Origin of the sequence: Chryseobacterium sp. PCH239, assembly GCF_018924625.1 — a bacterium.
GTDB classification, from domain to species: Bacteria; Bacteroidota; Bacteroidia; order Flavobacteriales; family Weeksellaceae; genus Chryseobacterium; species Chryseobacterium cucumeris.
In genome coordinates this window covers 4,508,688-4,534,003 of sequence record NZ_CP073027.1, presented here as the reverse complement: position 1 = coordinate 4,534,003, position 25,316 = coordinate 4,508,688, and the positions used below count along the sequence as shown (strand labels likewise).

Annotated in this window: 22 protein-coding genes; 6 read left to right on the top strand and 16 right to left on the bottom strand. The window is 37.0% G+C overall.

The features are described from left to right. Positions 1–12 precede the first annotated feature (12 nt). From KBP46_RS20915 to KBP46_RS20880, 8 genes are all read right to left on the bottom strand, one after another. The gene (locus KBP46_RS20915; RefSeq protein WP_216444083.1) at positions 13–2,523 is read right to left on the bottom strand and encodes a M1 family metallopeptidase; all 2,511 of its coding nucleotides are present in this window, start codon (positions 2,521–2,523) and stop codon (positions 13–15) included. 12 nt (positions 2,524–2,535) lie between these two features. Next, positions 2,536–2,754, bottom strand: a complete 219-nt coding sequence (locus tag KBP46_RS20910) for a hypothetical protein (protein WP_062674294.1) — start codon at positions 2,752–2,754, stop codon at positions 2,536–2,538. A gap of 230 nt (positions 2,755–2,984) precedes the next feature. Beyond that, entirely contained in the window at positions 2,985–3,779 is a 795-nt protein-coding gene (locus tag KBP46_RS20905) for a thymidylate synthase (RefSeq protein WP_062674291.1), read from the bottom strand. 135 nt (positions 3,780–3,914) lie between these two features. After that, positions 3,915–4,355: a hypothetical protein gene (locus tag KBP46_RS20900; RefSeq protein WP_216444082.1), complete on the bottom strand. Its 441-nt coding sequence runs from the start codon at positions 4,353–4,355 to the stop codon at positions 3,915–3,917. Positions 4,356–4,505: 150 nt separating this feature from the next. Beyond that, positions 4,506–5,780, bottom strand: coding sequence for an alpha-amylase family glycosyl hydrolase (locus KBP46_RS20895; RefSeq protein WP_253297100.1), 1,275 nt, complete (start codon positions 5,778–5,780; stop codon positions 4,506–4,508). Positions 5,781–5,994: 214 nt separating this feature from the next. Then, a complete protein-coding gene (locus KBP46_RS20890; RefSeq protein ID WP_216444081.1) occupies positions 5,995–6,594 on the bottom strand; it encodes a plasmid pRiA4b ORF-3 family protein in 600 nt (199 codons plus the stop codon). Between the two features lie 134 nt (positions 6,595–6,728). Beyond that, positions 6,729–7,760: a cell wall metabolism sensor histidine kinase WalK gene (locus KBP46_RS20885; protein ID WP_047434197.1), complete on the bottom strand. Its 1,032-nt coding sequence runs from the start codon at positions 7,758–7,760 to the stop codon at positions 6,729–6,731. A gap of 48 nt (positions 7,761–7,808) precedes the next feature. Beyond that, positions 7,809–8,531 (bottom strand): response regulator transcription factor, encoded by a 723-nt coding sequence (locus tag KBP46_RS20880; RefSeq protein WP_216444080.1) that lies wholly within the window; start codon positions 8,529–8,531, stop codon positions 7,809–7,811. Between the two features lie 275 nt (positions 8,532–8,806). Between KBP46_RS20880 and KBP46_RS20875 the strand changes: the two genes are divergently transcribed. After that, entirely contained in the window at positions 8,807–11,596 is a 2,790-nt protein-coding gene (locus KBP46_RS20875; RefSeq protein ID WP_062674286.1) for a TonB-dependent receptor, read from the top strand. 44 nt (positions 11,597–11,640) lie between these two features. Then, the gene (locus tag KBP46_RS20870) at positions 11,641–13,050 is read left to right on the top strand and encodes a hypothetical protein (RefSeq protein ID WP_062674285.1); all 1,410 of its coding nucleotides are present in this window, start codon (positions 11,641–11,643) and stop codon (positions 13,048–13,050) included. A gap of 430 nt (positions 13,051–13,480) precedes the next feature. Here KBP46_RS20870 and KBP46_RS20865 read toward each other — a convergent pair whose 3' ends face one another. From KBP46_RS20865 to KBP46_RS20840, 6 genes are all read right to left on the bottom strand, one after another. Beyond that, positions 13,481–14,719 (bottom strand): amidohydrolase, encoded by a 1,239-nt coding sequence (locus KBP46_RS20865; protein ID WP_123279371.1) that lies wholly within the window; start codon positions 14,717–14,719, stop codon positions 13,481–13,483. 79 nt (positions 14,720–14,798) lie between these two features. Next, on the bottom strand, positions 14,799–15,644 hold the full coding sequence (locus KBP46_RS20860) for a helix-turn-helix domain-containing protein (RefSeq protein WP_216444079.1): 846 nt from the start codon (positions 15,642–15,644) through the stop codon (positions 14,799–14,801). Between the two features lie 200 nt (positions 15,645–15,844). Then, entirely contained in the window at positions 15,845–17,176 is a 1,332-nt protein-coding gene (locus KBP46_RS20855; protein ID WP_216444078.1) for an amidohydrolase, read from the bottom strand. Positions 17,177–17,485: 309 nt separating this feature from the next. Beyond that, positions 17,486–18,775 (bottom strand): glutamate-1-semialdehyde 2,1-aminomutase, encoded by a 1,290-nt coding sequence (gene hemL / locus KBP46_RS20850; protein ID WP_062674274.1) that lies wholly within the window; start codon positions 18,773–18,775, stop codon positions 17,486–17,488. Between the two features lie 75 nt (positions 18,776–18,850). Then, a complete protein-coding gene (locus tag KBP46_RS20845) occupies positions 18,851–19,909 on the bottom strand; it encodes a glucosaminidase domain-containing protein (RefSeq protein ID WP_062674272.1) in 1,059 nt (352 codons plus the stop codon). Between the two features lie 66 nt (positions 19,910–19,975). Next, positions 19,976–20,884: a 1-aminocyclopropane-1-carboxylate deaminase/D-cysteine desulfhydrase gene (locus tag KBP46_RS20840; RefSeq protein ID WP_216444077.1), complete on the bottom strand. Its 909-nt coding sequence runs from the start codon at positions 20,882–20,884 to the stop codon at positions 19,976–19,978. 214 nt (positions 20,885–21,098) lie between these two features. Here KBP46_RS20840 and KBP46_RS20835 point away from each other — a divergent pair, with 214 nt between their 5' ends. Beyond that, on the top strand, positions 21,099–21,245 hold the full coding sequence (locus tag KBP46_RS20835; RefSeq protein WP_216444076.1) for a hypothetical protein: 147 nt from the start codon (positions 21,099–21,101) through the stop codon (positions 21,243–21,245). Here KBP46_RS20835 and KBP46_RS20830 read toward each other — a convergent pair. Then, entirely contained in the window at positions 21,229–21,555 is a 327-nt protein-coding gene (locus KBP46_RS20830) for a hypothetical protein (protein ID WP_120231980.1), read from the bottom strand. The genes KBP46_RS20835 and KBP46_RS20830 overlap by 17 nt on opposite strands. A gap of 40 nt (positions 21,556–21,595) precedes the next feature. Here KBP46_RS20830 and KBP46_RS20825 point away from each other — a divergent pair, with 40 nt between their 5' ends. From KBP46_RS20825 to KBP46_RS20815, 3 genes are all read left to right on the top strand, one after another. Next, positions 21,596–21,778 carry a DUF5522 domain-containing protein gene (locus tag KBP46_RS20825; RefSeq protein WP_047434227.1) on the top strand — a complete coding sequence of 61 codons (183 nt, stop codon included), beginning with the start codon at positions 21,596–21,598 and terminating at the stop codon, positions 21,776–21,778. Between the two features lies 1 nt (position 21,779). After that, positions 21,780–22,307, top strand: coding sequence for a DUF4136 domain-containing protein (locus KBP46_RS20820; RefSeq protein WP_047434230.1), 528 nt, complete (start codon positions 21,780–21,782; stop codon positions 22,305–22,307). 289 nt (positions 22,308–22,596) lie between these two features. Beyond that, positions 22,597–24,387, top strand: coding sequence for an endonuclease (locus tag KBP46_RS20815; protein ID WP_123279366.1), 1,791 nt, complete (start codon positions 22,597–22,599; stop codon positions 24,385–24,387). Positions 24,388–24,587: 200 nt separating this feature from the next. Here KBP46_RS20815 and KBP46_RS20810 read toward each other — a convergent pair whose 3' ends face one another. After that, positions 24,588–25,307, bottom strand: a complete 720-nt coding sequence (locus KBP46_RS20810) for a hypothetical protein (RefSeq protein WP_216444075.1) — start codon at positions 25,305–25,307, stop codon at positions 24,588–24,590. Positions 25,308–25,316: the final 9 nt, after the last annotated feature.

The following is a 25,316-nucleotide window of genomic DNA, read 5'->3' as shown; positions in this document are numbered from 1 at the left end:
CCGGCTTTCTTTTTATTTATAATTTTCGATGGCTTTATTGATGACATCGATCTGTTTGTTGATACTTGCTGCATTTTGTGGATTCTGTTTCAGCAGTTCCATTTTTTTGCTCAAACCATCTTTCAGCATCTGAACCATCATCATTTTAGCTTGTGGATTATCTGCCATCTGATTTTTGGCATATCCTGCTATTTTCGTAATGCTTTCCGTTGCTTTCAGGTTATCGGAAGTCATGATCCAGTTGAAACCGTCTTCCGCCGCTTTTCCCAATTCCGGATTCTGGAATTTAATGAAGGGGTAAAAAGTAGCCAGAGGCGCAATATTTTCTATCTGAGAGGTAATTTTGTTTTTAACAATAATCGGAAGTAATTGTGCTCTGAGTTCGTCTGATGCTCCTTTCATATCAATTTTATCAGCCAGATTGCCGGCTTTTGACGGGTCAATAGAAAGAAGCGCACTCAAAGAACTTCCTTTTACTGCATTGGAAACAGCATTCACTCCTTTTTCAAATAAAGGAAGGTATTTTTTATCTTTTGTTTTTCCTAAAGCCGTAATAGCTGCAGCTTGAGTCAATGTTTTCGGATCATTGGAAGCCAGTTTTTCAACTTCAGCACCCAATGCTTTCATTTGTTCAGGATTAGTAAGGTCTATTAAGTTTAATGCTTTTATTCTTACTCTGAAGAAAGGATCTTTTAATGCAGCAACCAGTAATTTTACAACAGCAGGACTTTTCCCAGCCTGATCTTTAATTCCGTTTAAAGCAAGATATCTGCTTTTGAACTCTTTAGAATTGGTAAACTGCATCAGATTTTGTTCCGGAGTTTTAGTATCGGTGATTTCGGCTAATAAAACACCATCTGCATTAATATTTACCAGATCAGGAGCTTTAGAAACATCAAAACTAAATGTATTTTTTGATTCCGCATTTACCCAAACATTATATCTTTTAGGTTTTCCGTTGTCATATACATCAATCGCCAGAGGAAATTCAAATGGCTTTTCCTGTGTTTGATTAATTGTAACAGCAACCTGCTTTTTCACGGGCTCAAATGTGGAGGTGTAATTGATCTTCGGATTTCCGTTTCCGAAATACCATTGATTAAAGAACCAGTTCAGGTCTTTACCGGATACTTTTTCAAAAGAAAGCCTTAATTGATGAGCTTCTGCATTCTGATATTCGTTGGTTTTCAGATAATCATTCATTCCGGCAAAGAAGGCATCATCTCCAAGATAGTTTCTCAGCATATTTAAAATACCTCCTCCCTTCTGATAGGTTACCAGGTCAAAAACGTCTTCACGGGATTCATAATTGAACCTAACCAGATTCTTATTAAAGTCGGTTGGGTTGTGAAGATAATTATTCACATCTGTCATCAGGTGATAATCTGCCTGATCTTTTCCGTATTTGTATTCATTCCAAAGGTATTCGGAATAGTTAGCAAAGGATTCATTGACGGTAAGATTACTCCAGCTTTCTGCTGTAACAAGATCTCCAAACCAATGATGGAACAGTTCATGGGCAATGGTATCTTCCCATGTATTTTCATCGATAAGCTGCCCCGGTTTCTGCAGGATATCACTTCCATGAAGAGTGGCTGTGGTATTTTCCATTGCACCACTTACATAATCTCTTCCGGAAATCTGGGCATATTTCGCCCATGGATAGTCATAATTCAGTTTTTTGGAGAAAAAGTCGATCATTTCCGGAGTATTTCCGTAGATCTGTTTAGCATAAGGCTCGTATTCCTTTTCAATATAATAATCAACAGGAATGTTTTTCCATTTGTCTTTTACAACAGCATATTCTCCTACGCCCATAAAGAAAAGATAAGTAGAATGTCTCTTGTCCATCACCCAATGATCGGTTCTAAGTCCATTGGATTCTTTTTTAGAATCTTTCATAAGACCGTTTGAAAGCGTTACATATTTATCAGGAACTGTCATATAGATTTCCTGTGTTGTCTTTTGGTTGGGTTTATCAATAGTAGGAAACCATGCTGAAGAAGATTCTGTTTCTCCCTGTGTCCAGATTTGTGTTGGTGTGTTGGGATCTTTTCCCTGAGCGTTTATGAAATACAGCCCTTTCTCATCATTGATTGCCATGCTCCCCTGTTGTTTTACTTCATTCGGGCGGGAGGTATATTTGATGTAAACTGTATAATCCTGATTTCTCTGATAGGTTTTATCCAGTGTAATTTTTAGAATATCGTCTTTATATTCGTATTTTAAAGGAGACTTTTTGCCGTTGTTATCAAGAGCCACTTCATGAATCAGCATTCCTTTTGCATCAAGGGTAAGCTCATTGGTGGCATAGAAGTAAGGTGAAGCGGTAAGCCATTCTTCCCCATTCATCTGTTCTTTCTGATAATCAAAATTCACTTTCAGTTTTGTGTGCTTAAGCTCCGTTACTTTCGTGTGGGTAGCTCTGTATACTTTTTCTCTTCCTGAAGTTTCGGTTTGTGCTGATACATTGGCGGAACATAAAATTCCAAGTATAGCGATTGATAAAATGGCCTTTCTCATCGGTCTGCTTTATTATTTTTTTATGATTATATCGAAAATGTCATTAACTAGGGTTTCATAGTCACCCGTTTTAAGCTGTTCCTTCGTTTTTGCAAAAGCTTTTTTGAGTTCACTTTCAGGATTTTCGTCATCCACTATTTCTGCGGATGCCACACCTTTCAGCTGAAGTACTGCATTCTTCAGTGCTTCAATATCTGCATTTTCTTCAATATTAATTTTTAAATACTTCATAATTTATTCTTAAGCATTTCAAATTTATGATTTACTACCAGCCAGTGAATGGCCCTACAAAAAGGAATTCAAAGAAGCGGAGTTGTTCTTTCAAATGTAAGAAACAATTACCAAAAGAAAGTGTGCTAAAGTATTTATATTCTGATTTCCAACTTATGGATACAGATAATGCCGTCTACTCATGTTAAAATAATAGACGTAAATAAAAAAGATAAAGTGATGTAAGAATATTAAATGGCTACAGGAGCTTTGATCCCCGGATGCGGATCATAATTTTCTAAAATAAAGTCTTCGAAATCGAAATCAAAGATATTTTTAACGTCAGGATTCAATTTCATAGTCGGAAGTGCTTTTGGCTCTCTTCCAAGTTGTCTGTTTACCTGTTCAAAATGATTGTTATAAATATGAACATCTCCAAAGCTGTGAACATAATCCCCTACTTCAAGATCACATACCTGCGCTACCATCATCAGCAGCAATGCATAACTTGCAATATTGAACGGTACACCAAGGAAAACATCGGCACTTCTCTGATAAAGCTGCAGCGATAATTTACCATCAGCTACGTAGAACTGGAACAAGGCATGACAAGGAGCCAAAGCCATGTTAGGAATTTCTGCAACATTCCATGCTGATACGATAAGTCTTCTGGAATCCGGATTTTTTTTAATCTGGTCAATTACTTCTGTAATCTGATCTACCACTTTCCCGTCTGCACCACTCCAGCTTCTCCACTGCGCCCCGTAAACAGGTCCAAGATCTCCATTTTCATTGGCCCATTCATCCCAGATACTTACTCCGTTATCTTTAAGATATTTAATATTGGTATCTCCTTTCAGAAACCAAAGTAACTCATAGATAATGGATTTCAAATGCACTTTTTTTGTGGTTACCAAAGGAAATCCTTTTGACAGATCATATCTCAGCTGATAACCGAAAACACTTCTTGTTCCAGTGCCGGTTCTATCAGTTTTATCCGTTCCGTTGTCTAAAATATGCTGTAAAAGATCCAGGTAGTTTTGCATTTTGAATGAGATTTTAAGTTCCAAATTTAGTAAAAACCAATAAAAAAAGCACCCACTTTTATGAATGCTTTTTATAGAGATAATGATTATTTTCTATTAAACAACTGTATATCTGCAATCTAACAGATCGTAATTTTACCATATATTTTCAATAGTCTGATAAATGGTGTTGACAATGAAATTTTCTCCTGCTTTTTTATTATACATGATTTTCACCAAAGGAGATTCTGCAGAAACCGTCATGATTTTCTGATTTTCAAAAACAATTTCTCCCATAGAAACTGCTACGTAAAATAGTCCTTTATCGGTTTTTACCAAAGCTCCGTTCTGAACTTTTTCCGAAGGATCAGAAGTTATTTTCTGCAAAACAGCCTGCTGATTCAGCACTTCATTGAGCTGTCTCTGCAAATTATTGATTTCCTGCTGAAGCATTTCTCTTCCAGTTTCATATTTGTCTCCCATTGAGCTTTTCGTATCGTTATTGGAAGCCCGTGTATCTGCAATAAGGTTTTCAAAGTATTGGATTTTGTCAGCAGCTTTTGCTTTGATGATATTGATTATTTCCTGTTTGTTCATTGTAATGGTGGATTTTTATTGTAGGGCAGATAAACCACCCCGTCAAAATCTGTGATTTTGACACCCCTCCAGAGGAGGGGAAATGAGTACGCTAAAAGACTAATTGTTAATAATTAGTGCTTCAACCGAAAGTTCAGAGGTTTTTATTGCTTACTTTTCAAATACGGCATAATCAGAAACTTTGAAACTAAAGTCTTTTCCATTACTGAAATCTCTTTTCGTTTTATCAAAAACATTTCTGAATATTCCTGATAAGTGTTCGTCTTCAACAGAAAAGCTAACAGGTTCTTTTGACATATTCAAAACTACCAGTACTTCATCTTTTCCATTTTTCCTTACATAAGCGAGAATTTTATCGTTGGCTGTGGTATTCAGCAGATAGGTAGTTACATTAGGATCTCCACCTCTTAAAGCAGGGCTGACAGCTTTTAAATCCAATAGTGTTTTATAGAAATCAGCAACCTGATACGCATTGGTCCACTTAATTACATCTTTCTCGAAAAACTCCAGTCTCTTCATGTTCGGAAGTTCCTGTCCGGAATATAATAATGGCACACCATTCCATGTCGCAGAGAATACTGCCATAGGCTTTGTAATCACTCCATATTTTTCATATTCGGTTCCGTTCCACGAGTTTTCATCATGATTTGTGGTAAACCAGGCTCTCATCGATGTATCTCCGATATTAGAATACTGTCTCAAAAGATCTTTTAATTCCTGAAGAGGTTCATTCTTTTTATAATAATCGGCAGATTTATGCATCCATTTCCAGGAATAACTTGCGTCGAAAACTTTACCATATTCCGGGCTTTCCAGTTCATCGAACTCTCCCAGCCAGAAAAGAGGTTTTATTTTTTCCACTTCAGGACGTGCCTGTTCCCAGAAATCGACTTCTACCCATGAAGCAAGATCACATCTGAAACCATCAATATTGGTTTCCCGTACCCAGTATTTCATGGCATCTATCATGGCCAGACGCATTTCCTGATTTTTATAATCCAATTCAATAATATCATCCATTCCGGAAGCAATATGGAATTTTCCGTCGGGGTCTTTAAGATAAAATTCAGGGTGTGTTTTGGTCCAAACATGATCCCAGCCAGTATGATTGGCTACCCAGTCAATGATTACTTTGAATCCCAGTCTGTGTGCCTCATTCACCATATCTTTAAAATCCTGCAGCGTTCCGAATTCAGGATTAATGGAAGTATAATCTGAAGCTGCATAAGGACTGCCCATACTTCCTTTTTTATTCTGTTGGGCAATTGGTGTGATCGGCATAAACCAAAGGGTTTTTATTCCCATAGATTTCAGGCGGGGCATTTCTTTTGCAAATGCTTTGAAAGTTCCTTCCTGAGTATATTGTCGTATGTTTACTTCGTAGATATTTGTAGTATGTTTCCAATCTTTTGGCAGTTCTGTCATCTTCCTGATATTTTTTGAGTGGTACAGGAAACAATTCCCAGACCAATTACAGCTAACAAAATTAATTTTTTCATTAAACTATTTTTAACAAAAATAAGGATTGTTTTTGGGGTAAAAGGGTAAAAAGGCAAAATCGTTAAAAGCAGAATGGTAATTTGCTTTATTTAGCATAAAAAAGCCCCGGATCTAAATCCAGGGCCAGTATATTGTATGATTATCTTTCATCATCATTGTCATCCTCATCATCAAAGACATCGTCATTGTAATCTTCTTCTTCCTCATCATCAAAGCTGTCATCATCTTCATCCGAAAAGTTTCCACCCGCTACGAAATCGTCATCAAAACCAAACTCATCATCTACCAACGGCATTGCTGATTTCTTTTTGCCACCTCCGGCACCTCCGTTTTTGCTAGGAGCCTTTAAAGGAACGTTTCCGAATCTGTATACGGTAATAGGATAATTAACTCCTTTTGTTTCTTCAATAACTTCTACAAGCTCGCAGAAGAACTCCCAAAGATCAAGAAGCCCATACTGGAACTGTGCTTTGTCGCCTACGTTTTCAAAAGCTTCATCTATATAAACATCTGACATGATCTCACCATCACCATCATCACTCATATCTTCCAATGGGACACTTTTTACGATTGTTCCGTCATCTTCTAACAGATTAAAAGTAGAAAGCTCATCTCCCTGCAGACTGAATGCACTTTTAACTCCTAAATGTAAGTTCCATAACGTTTGTTTTCCCTTAACTTCGACATCACGGAAAATATCCTCTTTCGCATCTAATATTACGCGGATTTTGTAAACCATATCAGTTTCTTAAATTACTTTTTTGCCTTTATAATTATGATAAATCTCTGTTGCAAATATATAATAAATGACATGTGACAAAAAAATATTTCAGGATTTTTTAAAATATTTTTTTTTCTTACATTTTGCCAGAATTATTTACTTTTTTCAAGCATAAAACTGAACTTCGTCCCTTCAAGGTAGACACTTTCTACGGTAATGTTTTCATTGTGTGCTTCAAGGATGTGTTTTACAATGGCCAATCCAAGTCCTGAACCGCCTTCTCTTCTGCTTCTGCTGGTTTCCACACGATAAAATCTTTCGAAGATTCTTGGAAGAATTTCAGATTTGATTCCCATTCCGTTATCTATCACCTCTATCAGCACCTTATTTTTCAGAATGCTGGTTTTTACGATCACTTTCGCTTCCTGTCTGTTGGCATAATGAATGGCATTAGAGATCAGATTAATAAAAACCTGAGAAATTTTCTGTTTATCGGCTTCTACAAAGATCTGTGGATGAAGAGTCTGAATCTGTAATGTTGTATTTCTTTTTTCGGCTTCAAGATCAAGTAAGTCGAAGATTTCCTTGATCAGAAGGTTGACATCAAATTTTGAAACGGTAAGATTGATTTCACCGGCTTCCAGCCTGTTAATCATATCAAGATCTGTCACAATAGCGATCAGTCTTTCTACCGATTTATCAATTCTTTCGAGATATTTGTCGCGGATGGTAAGATTATCCACTCCGCCATCTCTTAAAGTCTCTACATATCCCTGAATAGAAAATAATGGAGTTTTAAGCTCATGAGAAACATTTCCGATGTATTCTTTACGGTAACTTTCCATCTCTTTCATCATATCAATTTCTGATACCTGCTGTTGATTCAGATCTGAGAATCTTTCGCCTAATTCTTTGATGGTGATATTTTCGTCGTGATTCTGCACTATTTCCTGTGGCAGAAATCCGGAAAGGCCTTTAACCTGTTTTCTGCTGTAGTAATTGAAAAGGAGTTCCAGTACTACACAGTTGATCAGGAAGATCAGAATAATACAGATGAAAAGACCCGTTTTGAACAAAGGGGTCTCATAATAGATATCTTTCAGCGAATCGAATACGACACCTAAAAGGAGCATTACCAGTGTCAGCAGACACGAGGCAACAAGGGTAAGTCTGTAAAATTTCAATTTTACAACGTTTTAATGATTGAACGTAAAGTTAAGATTTTTAAATAATTAAACGATCAGTTTATATCCAATCCCTTTTAATGTCTGAATCGTATTGATTCCCAGTTTTTCTCTTAGTCTTCTGATGTGAACATCAATAGTTCTTTCCCCTACAATCACATCATTACCCCAAACTTTCTCCAGAATCTCTTCTCTTTTGAAAACTTTTTCAGTATTGGAAGCCAAAAGGTAAAGCAAATCAAATTCTTTTTTGGGAAGAAGAAATTGCTGTCCGCTTTTGGAAACTCTGAAGTTATCTTTATCGATAACAAGGTCACCGATTTCAATAAGTTTTGCATTGTCAGACACCTGAGAGGTTAGCTGTAATAATGCATTCACTTTAGAAATAAGGATTTTCGGCTTGATCAGTTTTACAATGTAATCATTGGCTCCTGCCTGAAAACCTGCTAATTGAGAAAACTCTTCGCTTCTTGCAGAAAGGAACACAATAAGTGTTTTTTGCAGTTCTTTCACTTTACGAAGTTCCTGACAGGTTTCTATACCATCTTTTTCAGGCATCATGACATCTAATAAGATAAGATCCGGAACAATTTCCTTCGCTTTTTCTATACCTTCGTTACCATTGGTAGCGGTATAGATATCATACCCTTCCTTTTCCAAATTGTAAGACAGAATCTCTAAAATGTCCAGTTCATCGTCTATTAAAAGAATTTTTTGCTCATCTTCTAGTTTAAGAATTCCCACAAAATTAATTATTTCAATTGATTTCATCTATCTGCCAAATGTTAACTAATTATTAAAAAACAACATTTTAAACACTAATTACAAAATCAATAAAAAACTAACAAATAATTATACACAAATCAAATATAAGGAATAATAATTAACATTAAAACAAAAATTGTAATTATATAAATTAAACATCGATAAGTATAAAAGTCACGCTCCTGTTAATACAAACTTCATAATTAATTAAGATTCTCCTAAAGTTTTCTTAAAAACTTAGCCTTTATTTTGCCCTTGAAAAAGAAGTAAAAGAAGTAATAATGAAAAAACAACTCCACAAGAGCATCATGCTACTTGCCTTGTTTTCTGCTGGCTATGCTTTTGCACAAAGTCAGATTTTGGAAGGTAGGGTATTGGACGAGAAAGACAATTCTCCTATAGAAGGGGTAAAAGTAAAAGTAAATGGCCAGGAAGTAACTACTGACATTTCCGGATACTACTCTATCAACCTTTCTCCCGGAGCCAATTACATCGTAACGGTAAGTTCCAACGGATATAACAGAAAAGAGATCAGTGAGGTTATTATAAAGAATGAAGGTAATACTCATCTTGATATCGTTCTGGATAAGCCATCTACCAAAGAAAAAGAAATTGAGGGAGTTGTCATAAAATCAAATGCAAGAAAAGAAACCATAGCCTCTACCATCGGTTTACAAAAGAACGCAGGTGTAGTTTCTCAGGTTATTGGTGTTGAAGCAATCAAAAGAAGTCCGGACAGGAACACAGGTGAAGTTCTGAAAAGAGTTTCCGGAGTAAGTTTATTTGACGGAAAATATATTGTAGTAAGAGGTTTATCAGACCGTTATAACCAGGCGATGCTGAATGGTATTCAGTTATCCAGCACGGAGCCTGACAGAAAGACTTTCTCTTTTGACCTTTTCCCTGCGAATGTTATCGAAACCCTTGTTATCAACAAAACGTTCATTCCTGAATATACAGGTGAATGGGGCGGTGCATTGATTCAGGTAAATACGAAAGACATTCCTAATAAAAATTTCTTCAATGTACAGGTAGGTGTAGGTGGAAACACCGCTACTATGGGACAGGAATTCCATATGCAGAAAGGAGGAAAGTGGGACTTTTTAGGAATCGATGACGGTTACAGAAAACTTCCTACCAATATGCCTGCAAAAAATGCTTTCAGTATTCTGACTGAAGCACAGAAAACAGAGATTGGTAAAGGATATACAAAGAATCTTGGATACAACAGTATCGGTTATCCTGAAAACTTAAGTTTACAACTTGACGGAGGTTTCAATACGAAATTATTCGGAAAAGATTTAGGAGTAATTGCTGTTTTAAACTATAGTAACAACAAAAGAAGAACAGAGTCTACCAACCGTTTCTTTACCATCAACAACCAGCTTGCTGATACCAACTTCGATTATTTTACAGAAAAATACAGCAATGATATTATTTTAGGAGGGATGTTGAACCTTTCTTTAAAGCTGAACAACAACAACAAAATTTCCCTGAAGAATATCATTACTAATAATACAGTAAACCACATGTCCTTCAGAACAGGAAAGGACTTTGAATTTGATCCGATTAACGGTACCAATATCATGGCAAGGGAAATTGGATTTAAAGAAACAACTTTCTATAACTCTACCCTTTCCGGTAATCATAAAATTGATGTTCTTGGCGGTCTTACCGTAAACTGGTACGGAAGCTTCGGAATCCTTGATCAGTATATTCCTTTGCTGCAGCGTTTACAGTATAACCAATATACAAACATGCCGGGAAGTCCTTATTTAGCTTTGATTTCCAACGGTCTTTCCCAAAAATCAGGAAGTGTATTCTACTCTACTCTGAGCGACTATCTGTATAATGCAGGAGGTGACGTATCCAAGACGTTTACGATGTTCGGACAAAAACAAACGATCAAAGGAGGGTATTTATTCCAGGTAAAAGACAGAATATACAACTCAAGACCATTCTCTGTAAGACTTGAAAACTTCAATCAGGGATTACTTTCCCAGCCTTTCGAAACCATCTTCAATCCTGGTAACTTCGGAACCAACGGAGGATTTACATTTGATGAAATTGCTGGAAACCAGTACAGATATATTGCTAACACGATTCTTAACGCAGGGTATTTACAGTTTGACAATAACTTCACACCATGGTTAAGAGCTGTCTGGGGATTAAGAGTGGAGAACTTTGATCAGTTGGTAGGTAGCACAAAAAAGAGTGATGACCGTTTTGTAAACACTCGTGTTACAGATTTCTTACCTGCTGTTAACTTGACATTCAAGGTAAATCCTAAAATGAATATCCGTCTTGCGGGTTCACAAACTGTTGTAAGACCGGAATTCAGAGAGGTTTCTCCTTTGGCATATTATGATTTTGACCTTGGAGCAACTGTAATCGGTAACAAATCTATCGAAAGAACTAAAATAACGAGTGCCGATCTTCGTTGGGAATTCTACCCAAGAAACGGGGAAATTATATCCGTGGCAGGTTTCTATAAAAACTTCAAAAAACCGATCGAACTATACTTCAACCAATCAGGAGTAGGAACAAGTAACACTTTCAACTACCTTAACGTAGATAAAGCGGATGCTTATGGATTGGAAGTTGAAGCCAGAAAAAAACTGGATTTTGTAAGTGCTCTTAAAAACTTTACCCTTGGTGGAAACGTAGCATTAATCAAAAACAGAGTAACAGACGAAGCTACGAATATTGACAGACCAATGCAGGGACAATCTCCATATACTGTCAACCTAAGTCTTCAGTATGACACTGAAAAATCAGGATGGTCTTCAACGCTATTATTCAACATGATCGGAAGAAGAATCCTTTACGTAGGAAACGATCAGGTTCCACCAATCTGGGAAGCACCTAGACCTCTTCTGGATTTCCAGCTTGCTAAAAAACTATGGAGCAACAAGGGAGAGATCAAGCTGAATGTTTCAGATATCCTGAACCGTCGTGCTAAATTCTACCATGACCTGAATGACAATGGCAAGTATGACAGCAAAGATGCTCTTGCTATTGAAAGACTTACAGGAACCAATATCAGTTTAACATTGGGATACAATTTTTAATTCACTCAACAAATAATCTAATAAATAATTTAATTCTTTATAACATGAAAAAGTTCGTTTTATATTCTTTAATGCTTGGCGCTCTAGTATCAACTACCGCATGTAGAAATATAGAAGAAGATGGACCTACCATTATTCAAAATGGAGGTAATGGAAACGGAGACACTGAAAACCTTATTCTTTCAGGAAAAATCACTTCCAATACTACACTTAAAGCCAATAAAATCTATAAGCTGAGAGGACTGGTATATGTAACTAACGGAGCTACTTTAACGATCGAGCCAGGTACAAAGATTGTAGGTGAAGCTGATAAAAACGGAGCTTTAATCATTACAAGAGGAAGCAAAATAATGGCAGAAGGAACTGCTGCCAATCCTATTATCTTCACTTCAGAGAAAGCAAGTCCTAAAAGAGGAGACTGGGCAGGTGTAGTAATTTTAGGAAATGCTCCTACTAATGCATCTTTCGGAGGAACAAACGGCGTTGGAGAAATTGAAGGAGGTATTAACAACTCTGAAGGTCTTGGACTTTATGGAGGAAATAATGCTGCTGACAACAGTGGAGTATTAAAATATGTAAGAATAGAATATGCAGGATATGCATTCTTACCAGATAAAGAGATCAACGGACTTACATTCGGTGGTGTAGGTAGCGGAACTACAGTGGATTATGTAGAAGTTGCTTATGCTAACGATGACAGTTTTGAGTGGTTCGGAGGAACAGTAAACTGTTCTCACCTTATTTCTTATAAAGGTCTTGATGACGATTTCGATACTGACAACGGGTATTCAGGAAATGTACAGTTTGGTATCGCAGTAAGAGATTCTCAGGTAGCTGACGTTTCCGGTTCTAACGCATTTGAATCTGATAATGATGCCAACGGTTCTACTTTAACGCCTCAGACTTCAGCTACATTCTCTAACATGACGATTATCGGGCCAATCAACTCTGCTGCTCCGGGATCAATCAATGCGTTATTCCAGAATGCGTTACAGATCAGAAGAAACTCTTCTATCTCTGTATTCAACTCTGTATTTACAGGATTCCCGGTTGGTTTATTCATTGATGCTACTAAAGGATCTCCAACGGATAACAACATCGTAGGTAACAAATTATTCTTTGAAAACAACGTTTTAGCAGGAAATACAACTCCTTTAAAATTCGGACCATCTACATCTACTCCGACAACATATACATTAAACGATCTTACGACTTGGTTTAATGCTAAAGGAAATACAATTCTTGCTTCTACAGCTGATGTAAAACTTGCTGGTGCATGGGCTCCTGCAGGAACTACACCAAACTTTACTCCTAATGCAGGTTCTCCATTGTTAACAGGTGGAGCGTTTACAAACCCTAAATTAGCAACCTGGTTTACACAGGTTACTTACAGAGGTGCTGTAAAAGATGCCACTGATACTTGGTATGCAGGATGGACTAACTTTAACTTATAACATCATCATATAAGTACCTAGATTTAATTTCAAATAGAGGCCTCCGGAAGTAATTTCCGGGGGCTTTTTTTATCATTATTACGGGATATTACAAATATTAGGAATTTTGAATATGAATAGATGTTCACATTGTAAAATATAAAAAGGGAATATGAACAGTTATTTTGGGTTTGAATACAGATATTCTTTCATATTTTTGGCTAAAGCCTGAGGTATATTTTTTTCCATTCAAACGGGCTAAAGCCCGTTCCTATTGAATACAAAAAGTTCTAAGTTCACAATCAAAATCCCCAAACTCAAAACTCAAAACTCGAATCACAAATCTCAAAACCCGAAACCCGAAACCCGCACCCCATTCAAAAAAAGCCACCAGAAAAACTTCCGATGGCAGTTACAAAAAACAAGTGTATAAAAATATATATACTTCACATTAATTTCTCCAAAATAAATTCCCGTCATTCATTAGGGCTTTTATTTCAGACATTCTGGAAACAGCTTCTGCAGAGCATGAAGCATCTGTCAGAACAATTGCTGCTTCATCACCGGCTTTTGGCCATTGCTGCTTTCCTTTTTCATCCAGAGGAAGAGTGCTTTGAGTAGCAAACTGCAAGGCTCTTGATAAGGCATATTCCGTAGCATAACCATACAGCTCTGCAATAAGATTCGCTTTCTGCAGCATATTTCCGGATCCGAAGGTACTCCAGTAGTCCTGCACATTATCATTTCCGATCAATACATTAACCCCATATTTTTTCAGCGTTGGAATAGGCATTATTTTTCCTTTAAAAGGTACGGAAGAAGCAATTCCCACTTTTCCGGCAGCCAGTCTTTCTGCAATCTGCTCTGTTTCTTTGGGTGAAAGATGGGCTAAAGCAAATGCATGGCTTACAAACGTTTTTCCCTGAAGTGCAGGGTTTTCCATCGCTTTATCAATCAGATAACTGATGGTTTTCATTCCAGACTCTCCTGCTTCGTGCAGGTGAATATCAATTCCTTTGTTGTGATCTAAAGCCAGCTGAACGGTAAAATCCATTACTTTCTCAATACTTCCATCAATACTTAAAGGATCCAGCCCACCAATGAATTCTACACTTTTCAACTGTGCTGCTTCTTTCATCAACGGAGCAGATTCCGTATAATACACTCCATGCTGTGGAAAAGCAACCAGCTCGGCTTTGAAAGAATCTCTTTTATTTTCAAGAGCCTGCTCAAGATGTTCCAGGGATTTCAATCCAGAGGTAGGATCAATATTAAAATGGGTTCTCGCAAAATGAGTTCCGTAATGCTGCTGCAAACTGATCAGCTGTTCTGCTCTGCTTACCGAAGTTTTCAGCAATTCAGGAATGATTTCCTGTTCATAGGCAATCATATCCTTCACGGTTCTTCTTTTCGGAGAAAGTGCCTGCCATGGAAGACCATACAGGGTTTTATCGAGATGAATATGCATGTCTCTGAAAGCAGGAAGCATCAGATAACCTTTTGCATCAATTGCTTTGGAAGCAGGATCATTAGCTTTTACTGTTTTTATTTTTCCGTCTTCAATTTCAATACTGAAAAGGCCTGTTTTTGTTCCGATAACCTCTTCATTTTCGTATTCAAAGCCAGTCTCCAGGCGGACATTTTTAAGGGAATAGTTTCCTTTTGCAGTTAATTGATAGGGAAATTGCATGATTTAAATTTTAACAATACAAAATTAACCCATGTTCAAGCTAAAACCGGTGTATCAATTATGTCTTGTTTTGTACAGATTATTCTTTAAACTGGGAAGGTGTCATTCCCGTTTGGGCTTTAAAGAATTTGGAAAAGCTGGCATGATCATAGAACCCGAGATCATAGACAATGTCTTTCACTGACATTTCGGAAACTTTCAACAGTCTTTTGGCTTCCAGTAAAATACGGTCCTGAATAAGGGATGAAGCTGAAGCATTGAGGTTTTTCTTGCAGACAATATTCAGATAATTGGCGGAAATATTCAGTTTATCTGCATAAAAAGAAACGGATCTTTCTGTTTTGAAATATTCATCAATAAGATGGAGAAACTTTGAAATAATAGGATTAGAATTGTAAATTTCAAAATCTTTGAAAGCACCCTCCACAGATTGGCTCACCAGCAAACCAATCAATTCACTTCTTTTTTGAATTAATTCCCAAAAGACTTTTTCCGCACTCAATTCTTTCTGGATAGCCTGAAATTCATACAGAAAAGTTTCAAAAACTTCTTTGGAAAGATTGATCACCGGATGATTCTGATAATACGAGGCAGAAAACCGTAATGAGGGCAGAAAACTTTCAAACCAATCTCTGCTGATCATCAGCTGATACCCGATGGTTTCTTTTTCAATCACCCATTGGTGTACCTGATCGGGAAAAACAAGATGAATCTGATGGTCTTTAACCTGATATTCTGTAAAATCTATGGTATGCGAACCTACTCCCTTCTCAAAAAGATTGATGATAAAAAAATCATGTTTGTGCGGATCATCAATGGAGCGCGCTCCGGAAAGTTCATTGAACAGCAGATTACAGCTTTTCAACTGATTATCACTAAATTCCTGAATTCCCAAAATAGGAAAATGATCTGTATGGTAAGCCACTCTGCCTGATTTTCTCCTAAAATTACTAAAATTTACGAGAGAAAAAACTAAAACAACCACAAAAGGAACAAAAGCTTTATTGTATCACGCTATCTTCATTTTTCATCTTCGTTCGTGACTTTCGTAAACTTGCATCCCCTTTATGGTTGAAAAAACACAACTAGATTATATATTAATTTATTTAATCCTTTTATTCTAAATTAAAAAACAACGTTTCCATCGTGAACTAAAGACTCTACCTCTGAAATTCTTGATACTGCTTCTGCAGAACAGCTTGCGTTGATCAATACAAAATTTGCTTTATCACCTGACTTTGGCCATTGCTGAGTTCCTTTATCATCAAGCGGAAGAATATTTCCTGTTGCCAGTTTTAAACTTCTTGACAATAAAAACTCTGTTGAATATCCATACAATTGAGCCATTAAATTGGCTTTCTGAAGGACACTTCCGGTTCCGAAGGTATTCCAGTGGTCTACAATGCTGTCATTCCCGGTAAGGACAGTTACGTTATGTTTGTAAAGCGTTGGAATAGGCATAATCAACCTTCCGAAAGGTATTGTAGAGACAATTCCGATCTGTGCGTCGCCCAATTTCTCAGCAATTTCTTCCTGTTTTGCGGCTTCTAATTTTCCAAGAACAAAACAGTGGCTTAAATAAGTTTTCCCTTTCAGAGCAGGGTTTTCAGTCACTTTTTTAATCAGATATTCTACCGTTTTCAATCCCGAGTCTCCGGTTTCGTGTAAGTGAATATCTATTCCTTTTTTATTGTCTAAAGCAAGCTGAACCGTGAAATCGATCACTTTTTCGATATCTCCGTCGATGTTGAACGGATCTACTCCACCGATAAAATCAATATCCATCTTCGCCGCTTCTTTCAGATAAGGTACGGAATCCGTATAGAACACACCGTGCTGTGGAAAAGCCACCAGCTCAGCTCCAAAGCCTTTCTTTTTGTTTTCTAAAGCTTTCTGAAGATTTTTTAATGACTGAAGTTTTGAAGTGGGTTCAATATTCACGTGACTTCTTGCAAAGGAAGTTCCCTTAGACTGTAATAACTCAATCAGTTTTTCGGCTTTGAAAGTTGAATTCTTCAGCATCTCAGGAAGCATTTTCTGCTCCAGTTCTATCATTCCTTTTATCCCTCCGGTTCTCTTTCTCACAGCCTGCCATTGATCACCATAAAAGGTTTTATCCAAATGGATGTGCATATCCTTAAATGCAGGAAGCATCAACAGTCCTTTTGCATCTACCGCTTTAGCACTAGGTTGATTGGGTGAAATCTTTATAATTTTTCCGTTCTCAACTTCAATATAAAATAGATCCGTTTTGGTAGAAGACACTTCCCCATCCTGGTATTCAAATCCTGTTTCCAGACGAACATTCTTAAGGCTCATTTTTCCTTTTATTGAAAGATTTTTCTCATCGAAAGGCGATGCAGTCATGATATTGGGTATTAAGGTGAGTCCCGCTACAGCCAACGCTGAGTTTCGGATGAAATCTTTACGGGAGATATTATTGTCTGAGGTCTTCATTTCCAATCTATTTAAGACAAAATTAAAAAGAAGTACCCTGAACGAAGTGTATGGTTTATTACAAAATCTGTATGATTTATACTTTGTGGTAATTCCCTGCTGAAATACTCAGTTTATCTTTCTACACTATAACTAAGAGTATCCCACAACGCTTGTCATTCCATAGGAATCCAGATAATGCTGTTTTTACTCTGTTAAGACTTCTACCGCAGTGACAGAGATTGCGTTGATTTTTTTTCAATCTAAACTCATCAAATCAATTTTCTTTTCCATAAAAAAACCGGATCTAAAATCCGGTTTCATTTATTTTTATTTATTTGAATATTCAAATTTTCTCACAGCTTCCAGTGTCATATCAATCTCTTTATCCTTGATGGCATCACTGATGAAATATGTTTCGTAACCGCTTGGCGGAAGGTATACTCCATTCTGAAGCATCTGGTGGAAGAAATTATTGAACAATGAATGATTAGCTTCCTGCGCTTCATCAAAGTTGGAAACACTGCTGATGTGGAAAAATACCGACATCATAGAACCTTTTCGGTTGATTCTGTGAGCGATTCCTTTTTCATTCAGAATTTTCCCTATTTCAAAATCCAATGTTTCTGTTGTTTTCTCCAATCTGCTGAAAAATTCAGGGTCATTTTTAATAAGCTGAAGGGTTTTTAATCCGGCTCTCATTGCTAAAGGATTTCCACTTAATGTTCCCGCCTGATAAACACCACCTTTTGGTGCAAGATGATCCATGATTTCATTTCTGCCAGCGAAAGCTCCTACCGGAAGCCCTCCTCCGATTACTTTACCGTAAGTCACCAGGTCTGCTTTTACATTGAAAAGTTCCTGCGCTCCTCCGAAAGCTAATCTGAAACCTGTCATTACTTCATCAAAAATTAATAAAGTTCCGTTTTCGTCACAGATTTTTCTCAGATTCTGTAAGAAATCATTTTCTGGCAATACACAGCCCATATTTCCTGCAACCGGCTCTATAATTACCGCTGCAATTTCTCCCTGATTGTGACGGAATAAATCCTCAACCTGTTCGAAATCATTATAACGGGCTAGCAAAGTATCTTTTGCAGTTCCGGCAGTTACTCCCGGAGAATTTGGGTTTCCAAATGTAGCAGCACCACTTCCTGCCTTGATCAGGAATGAATCCGAATGCCCATGGTAGCAGCCTTCAAATTTTACAATCTTATCTCTTCCTGTATATCCTCTTGCCAGTCTTATGGCGCTCATACATGCTTCTGTTCCTGAAGAAACCATTCTGATCTGGTCAATATTAGGAACATTTTCAATGATGAATTTTGCAATTTCTGTTTCCAGCTCTGTAGGTGCACCGAAAGAGAATCCTTTCTCTGCCTGTATCTTCAGTTCTTCCAATACTTCAGGATGCGTATGTCCTAAAATGGCTGGCCCCCATGAGTTGATATAATCGATATAAGTATTATCATCTGCATCGGTAAGGTAAGCTCCTTTTGCCGATTTCATGAAAACAGGCACTCCTCCTACGGATTTGAATGCTCTTACCGGAGAGTTTACTCCTCCCGGAATGTATTTGTAGGCTTCATCAAATAAAGCCGAACTTCTTTGATATTTCATATATACTTAGTTGCTGTTGACAGTTGCTGGTTGGCATTTAGCTGTCAACGGTAGACTCTCAACAAAAAAATTAAATTAGTTTCGTGGTTTTTTGTCTATTAAATAAATAAGCTGTCCAGCAGATGGCTGCTGTCCTTCATCCATCCTGTTTTTAGCATATAATTTATTTAACTTGATTCCGAATTTTTGTGCGATATCATGCATATCTTCTCCGTATTCAGCTTTATAGGTGGCTGTATTTCCGGTTGAATTTTTAGACTCAAGGAAAACGATGTCATTTTTCTTCAACGTTTCGTTTTCAAGCTCATTCCATTTCATTAGTCTGCTTTCGCTTACTTTGAATTTGTTGGCAATGAATTTCACATCGGTATCTTCAGGAATGATAATATATTTCAACCCGTCATTCGGATGACTTTTGATCAGAATAGAATTAAGAATTTCAGCTTTCGTTTTAATTCTTTCTACTCTTTTTTGCTGTTGTGCATAAGAAGTCTGTTTGTAAGGAACTTCAACGGTAACCGGTTCTTTCACTTTTCTGGTTGCTTTTGAAGGTTCCAGCTGTGCCATGAAAGTTCTGTCGTCTTTCAGATCCGGATACATTTTAAGAACAGCGTACAATACTTCATTAGAATTGGTATTGTCGTATTCATATAATTTATACTTTTCAATTTTGGAGATAAGAATGGAAGCATAGCGCGGGTTGGTAGCATATCCTGCTTTTTTTAAGCCGGTTGCCCACGCTCTGTAATCTTTCATATCCAATTTGAAAAGGTTAGCGTAATATTTTCTTGTGGATAAAAATATAGAATGGTCTTCATAAGACTGTCTTGGATCGTCGTACACACGGAAGCATTCGTTAGGTGCATCATCGGTATGTTTCATCGTTCTACCGGTCCAGTCTTCTTTACATTTTATACCGAAGTGGTTTTTACCTTCCTGTGCCAGTCTGCTCTGCCCGCCTCCGGTTTCCAGTAATCCCTGGGCAAGAGTGATAGAAGCCGGAATTTTGTATTTTTCCATTTCTTCTACTGCATATTTAGCAAACTTCTGAATATACTGATCTTCGGTTGCCCAAGTCTGGGCTGAAAATTTTGATAAAACTAAAAGGCTTATGGATAGAAAAAGTCTTTTCATCTTATATTTTTTATTGTTTTAAAATGAAAGATGGAACACTAAATGTTTCATGTTTTTCAATTTTACTTATATAATTAAATTTCTATTCTGTTTTTCCAACAGCAGATTAGCTCCTTCAATTCCCTGTAATCCACCAGTGTGAAAGCACAAAATCTTACTGTTTTCAGGAAAATATTCTTCTTCTATCAGTTCAAAAATCTTCTCCATCATTTTCCCTGTATAAATCGGTTCCAGAGGAATACCGTATCTCTCCTTGAAATCATTGATAAAACGGACGTTTCCATCACTTATTTTACCATAACCTCCAAAATATGAATTTATTAGATTAAAATTCTGTCTCAAAGTTAATTCAAAAATTTTATTTTCCAGAGAAGCATCATCAACAGCTTTAAATCCTATAACTTTCTGATTCTCTTCACAAAATTTTGAAATTCCTGCAATGGTACCTCCGGTTCCAACTGCGGTGCAAAGATAGTCAAAATCTTTTGTTTGTTCGTTGAGCATCATTTTTACCCCTTCCACAGCCTCTTTATTGGTACCTCCTTCAGGAACTATCAATGCCTCAGGAAACTCCTGCTGAAGGAATTCCGTGAGTTTTTCTTTGTGACGATATTCTTCGCGGGTGACAAATTTCAGGTTCATTCCATTTCTTTTGGCAAAAAGTAAAGTTGGATTGTCCCGCCATTTATGCTGCAGTTCTTCTCCTCTGATGATTCCTAGTGTTGGAATGCCAGCCATACTGCCTACTGCGGAAACCGCTGCAATGTGATTGGAAAAAGCACCTCCAAAAGTGATGATATAAGGATTATCTGGATTTCTTCCCAGATAATGATTAACATTGTGAAAGAGTTTCCAGTATTTATTCCCTGAAATTAACGGATGAATCTGATCTTCCCTTTTAATGAAAAGCTTTACGTTTTTATGAATTGGAATTTCCTTGATGGAAACAGGTTTTGTGGGAAGTTTTAATAGCATTTCAGTTTTACGAATCAGAGTTTATTCTTTACAAAAGTAGGAAAAGATTTAGTGTTGTGACAATTTGTTGTTTTTATTGTTTTTTTACCACAGAAAAACGGATTTCTACAGATGGTTGTTTGATACTTTTTTAAGTTTTGGCTAAAGCCGGATAAATTTTGATTTTTTGATAAAAGGGCTAAAGCCCATTCCTATTGAATTATACAGTACTGCAATGCCAAAATATTCAGGTTATCTTGATGTGAAAGATCTTAATACTTCTGTCATTACAAAGAATAAATCGGAAGCCAGAATCCTGAACCCGAATCTCGTAACCCGGAACTCCAATGCATCATGCCCTTATTCTAAAGATATTTTCTAAAGTTCCAGAATTTTCTTTTTTTGAGATAATTCAGGTTGTTTTCATTAGCATAGGCTTCTCTTTCAAAGGAGATCCTTCTGTAGGCCAGATATCCGTCTTTGAGTTTAAAAAACCAGTAATAGTATTCAATACCATAGAAAATATAGAAGAAAATGATGAGCATTTCCAGTTGCTGGCGTAAATGAATTTTTTCGTGATTGATCAATACATTATTTTCCTTATCTTCGGGTTTCCTAATGAAGATAAAGGGAAAGAGAGCGATGCCATTAATTTTTAATTTTTTTAAAGGCTTTTGGCATACAATTATCATAGTAACAAATATAAAAAGTTTTTTGACTAGCATTTAACTTATGGCCCATTATGACATCAAAGAAGGTGAAGACTTCTACTATAATGAACAGGGGTACAAGGTTTTTACAGAAAAATTCCATCTGAAAAGAGGATACTGCTGTAAAAGCGGCTGCAGACACTGTCCTTACGGGTACGATAAAAAGACTGATACATTCATTAAAAGTGATAAAAAAAATAAATAAAATGAAAAAATATATTTTTATTTTGTTGGCATCTGCTACATTAGGCTTAACTTCTTGTAGCCCTTTTCAGGTACGTTCAGATTATGCTGAAACCGCCAATTTCAATTCTTATAAAACATATAAAATAAGAATTGATGATCTGAAACTGAATGATATTGATAAAGACAGAGTACTGAATGAACTGTCCAGACAGCTTCAGAGCAAAGGACTTCAGTCCGGAGAAAACCCTGATCTGATTATCAACGTAAAAGCAAATCATAAAAAAATCACGGATATCAATTCCTCTTCTCCTTACGGAATGTGGGGATGGGGCGGACCATTCGGATGGGGTGTCGGCATGAGCAGAACATGGACAACCAATTATAATGAAGGTGCACTGATTGTTGACCTTATTGATGCAAAAAGCAACAAATTGGTTTGGCAGGGTATCGGAAGCGGAATTTCTGTAGATTCTCCAAAAGCGAAACAGAGACAAATCCCGGAGATTATGGCTGAGATTATGAAAAATTATCCGCCACAAAGAAAATAACATTAATGTCATCCATTATATAGCCGGTACGTTTTGTATCGGCTTTTTTTATGGATAAAATTATTAAGTTTTAAGTTTTGGCTAAAGCCCGATAAATGGAATTACAATGTATAAGGCGGGCTAAAGCCCTCCTCTATTGAATACAGATACAGATATTTAACCACAACATCATTCATCATTCATCACTCATTATGTATCGCATACAGTGCATTTAAAATTAACAATTTTGTAATTTTTTATTCACAAAAATTGTGGTATTCTTGCTGAAACTTTATACTAAATATTAATTATGAAAAAAATCATTTTATTTTCTGTATTTGCGGGACTTGCCCACGCCCAGGCTCCTGCAGGATACTACAATTCTGCCAACGGACTGAGTGGTGCAGCACTGAAAACTGAATTAAGCAGCATTATCACCAACGGACATATGGATAAAGGGTACAGTGGGCTTTGGACAGCTTATAAAACCACTGATATCGATAAGGACTATGAAAATGACGGAACCATCCTTGATATTTATTCTGAAAGACCAGCAGGTAGTGATCCTTATACTTATACTCCGGGATCTGATCAGTGTGGAACGTATTCTACTGAAGGAAATTGTTATAACAGAGAGCATATTGTTCCTCAAAGCCTATTCAATCAAGCTTCGCCAATGGTTGCGGATATTCACTTTATCAGAGCTACAGACGGGAAAGTAAATGGAATGAGAAGTAATTATCCTTTCGGAAAGGTGGGAAGTGCTTCATTTACTTCACTGAATGGCTCGAAGCTTGGAACTTCTGCTTCTTCAGGATATTCAGGAACTGTATTTGAACCGATTGATGAGTTTAAAGGAGATGTGGCCCGTATGATTTTCTATTTTGTAACCCGTTACCAAAGCAAACTTTCAACATTTTCATCAGGAAATATGTTAGGAAGCTCTACTTTTCCGGGACTACAGACCTGGGAACTTAATGTTCTACTGGCATGGCATAATCAGGATCCTGTTTCTCAGGCTGAGATCAAAAGAAATAATGCTTCATATACTTTCCAGGGAAACAGAAACCCGTTTATCGACAATCCAAATTATGTTAACCTTATCTGGGGTTCTCAACAGCCCTCAGGTGACACTCAGGCACCTACTGCGGCAACAGGTCTGAATGTTTCAGGAACAACTTCCAGCAGTATTTCTCTTGCATGGAATGCTTCTACCGATAACGTAGGCGTAACAGCTTATAATGTTTACATGAACGGAAGTCTGCAAACTACGACAAGTTCGACTTCAACAACCATTTCAGGGCTCACTCCTTCTACAACTTACAGTTTTTATGTAGTAGCGAAGGATGCCGCAGGAAATTCATCATCAAACAGCTCAACAATTTCCGGCACTACTAATTCTGGCGGTACTACTCCGGGTACCAGCTGTGCCAATGAAAATTTTGAAACCATTCCTGCAGCCAGCTCTACCTATACAACGAGAACGTGGAGCAACGGAGGTACTTCCTGGACAGCAACGGATGCAAGAACAGACCAAACTATTAACAATAAAGCGATTACGGTAAGAAACGGTTCTTTAACTTCCGGAAGCTCTGCAAACGGTATTGGATCTTTAACGGTAACTACGCAGCTTAAATTCTCAGGAACCAACGGTACTTTTGATGTAAAAGTAAACGGAACTACCGTAGGAACTATTCCTTACAGTACTTCAGTTACAACGACGACCATTAACAATATCAACATTTCAGGAAATGTAGTGGTAAGTCTGGTTAATACTTCATCAAGCAACAGAGTGGCTATTGATGATCTTGCATGGACATGTTATTCCGGATCAAGTGCAAGAATGGCTCAAAGTACAGCTACTGAAACTACTTCTAACAGTTTTAAAATCTCTCCTAACCCTATCACCAATCAGGAAATCTTTGTAAAAGGAGATCTTCAGAAGGTAAGAAAAGCGGAGATTTATAACCTTCAGGGGAAAACTCTTCAGACGATTGATCAGCCTTTCAGAAATGGAAACTCTATTAAAACAAGAAATCTTGGTCAGGGAGTTTATATTTTGAAGCTGGATCAGGTAACGATGCAGTTCTTAGTAAAATAATTCAAATACTGATTTGATATAAAAATGCCGGTTCTTTTTGGACCGGCATTTATTTTTTTAAACTCTCGCAGATTTTACTGATTGAGCAGATCTTTGTAACGCAGAGATTTTATTTTTCTAATGTTTTATTTTAGAGGACAAAGAGGAATCAGCAAGCTGATCTGGCTAAGCAAATGGTTTAATTTCTTTGCTATATTCTTTTAGTTCGGGGAGATTTTATCCAGGTCCGGATATCCTGACCCTTTCAGAAGGTCTTTCCATTCTTTATTTTTGAATACGAAGAGATTACAACGGTATTCGTCCGGTTTATTATCTATTTTGGTTTCACAGTAGTAATAGAGCATATCTCTGTTTCTCCAGATGGCAACTTCCTGTCTGAATTTATTATGAGTCTGAATGATTTCATTGTCTTTAACCTCAGATTCAAAACCTTCGCGGATGGTATCAAAGCTAGGTTTCTGAAGTGTTTTATTCAGATTATCCAGAAGTGCTGTTTTTTCGTGTTCTGTATAGATATCAAGCTGATACATTCCCAATTCATCTTCTTTTTCATTAGCAAGCGGGCCGATTTCCTGATCTACTTTTCCAAAATGCAGAAGGACTTTATTGGTATTTTTATTATTTTTTCCTTCTAAATCTATCCCGTTGAAATGTAATAATTCTTTTGATGAAAAAGCCAGCTTTTCATTTCCGATCAGCGTAACGTCAGTGGTACGTACAGCATCCTTAGCCGTTGCTCCGGCAGATTTTAAAATTTCATTGATATTTTGTCCTACAGCAATTTTAGCAAGATTGAAGGGCTCTGTCTGAGTACTTCCCTGTGTTTCAACAAAAGACTCAGTCTCTTTATTTTTCTGATGTCCGCATGAAGCAATTGCCAAACAGACTATTGGTATTACTATATATTTCAATCTTTTCATAATGTTAGT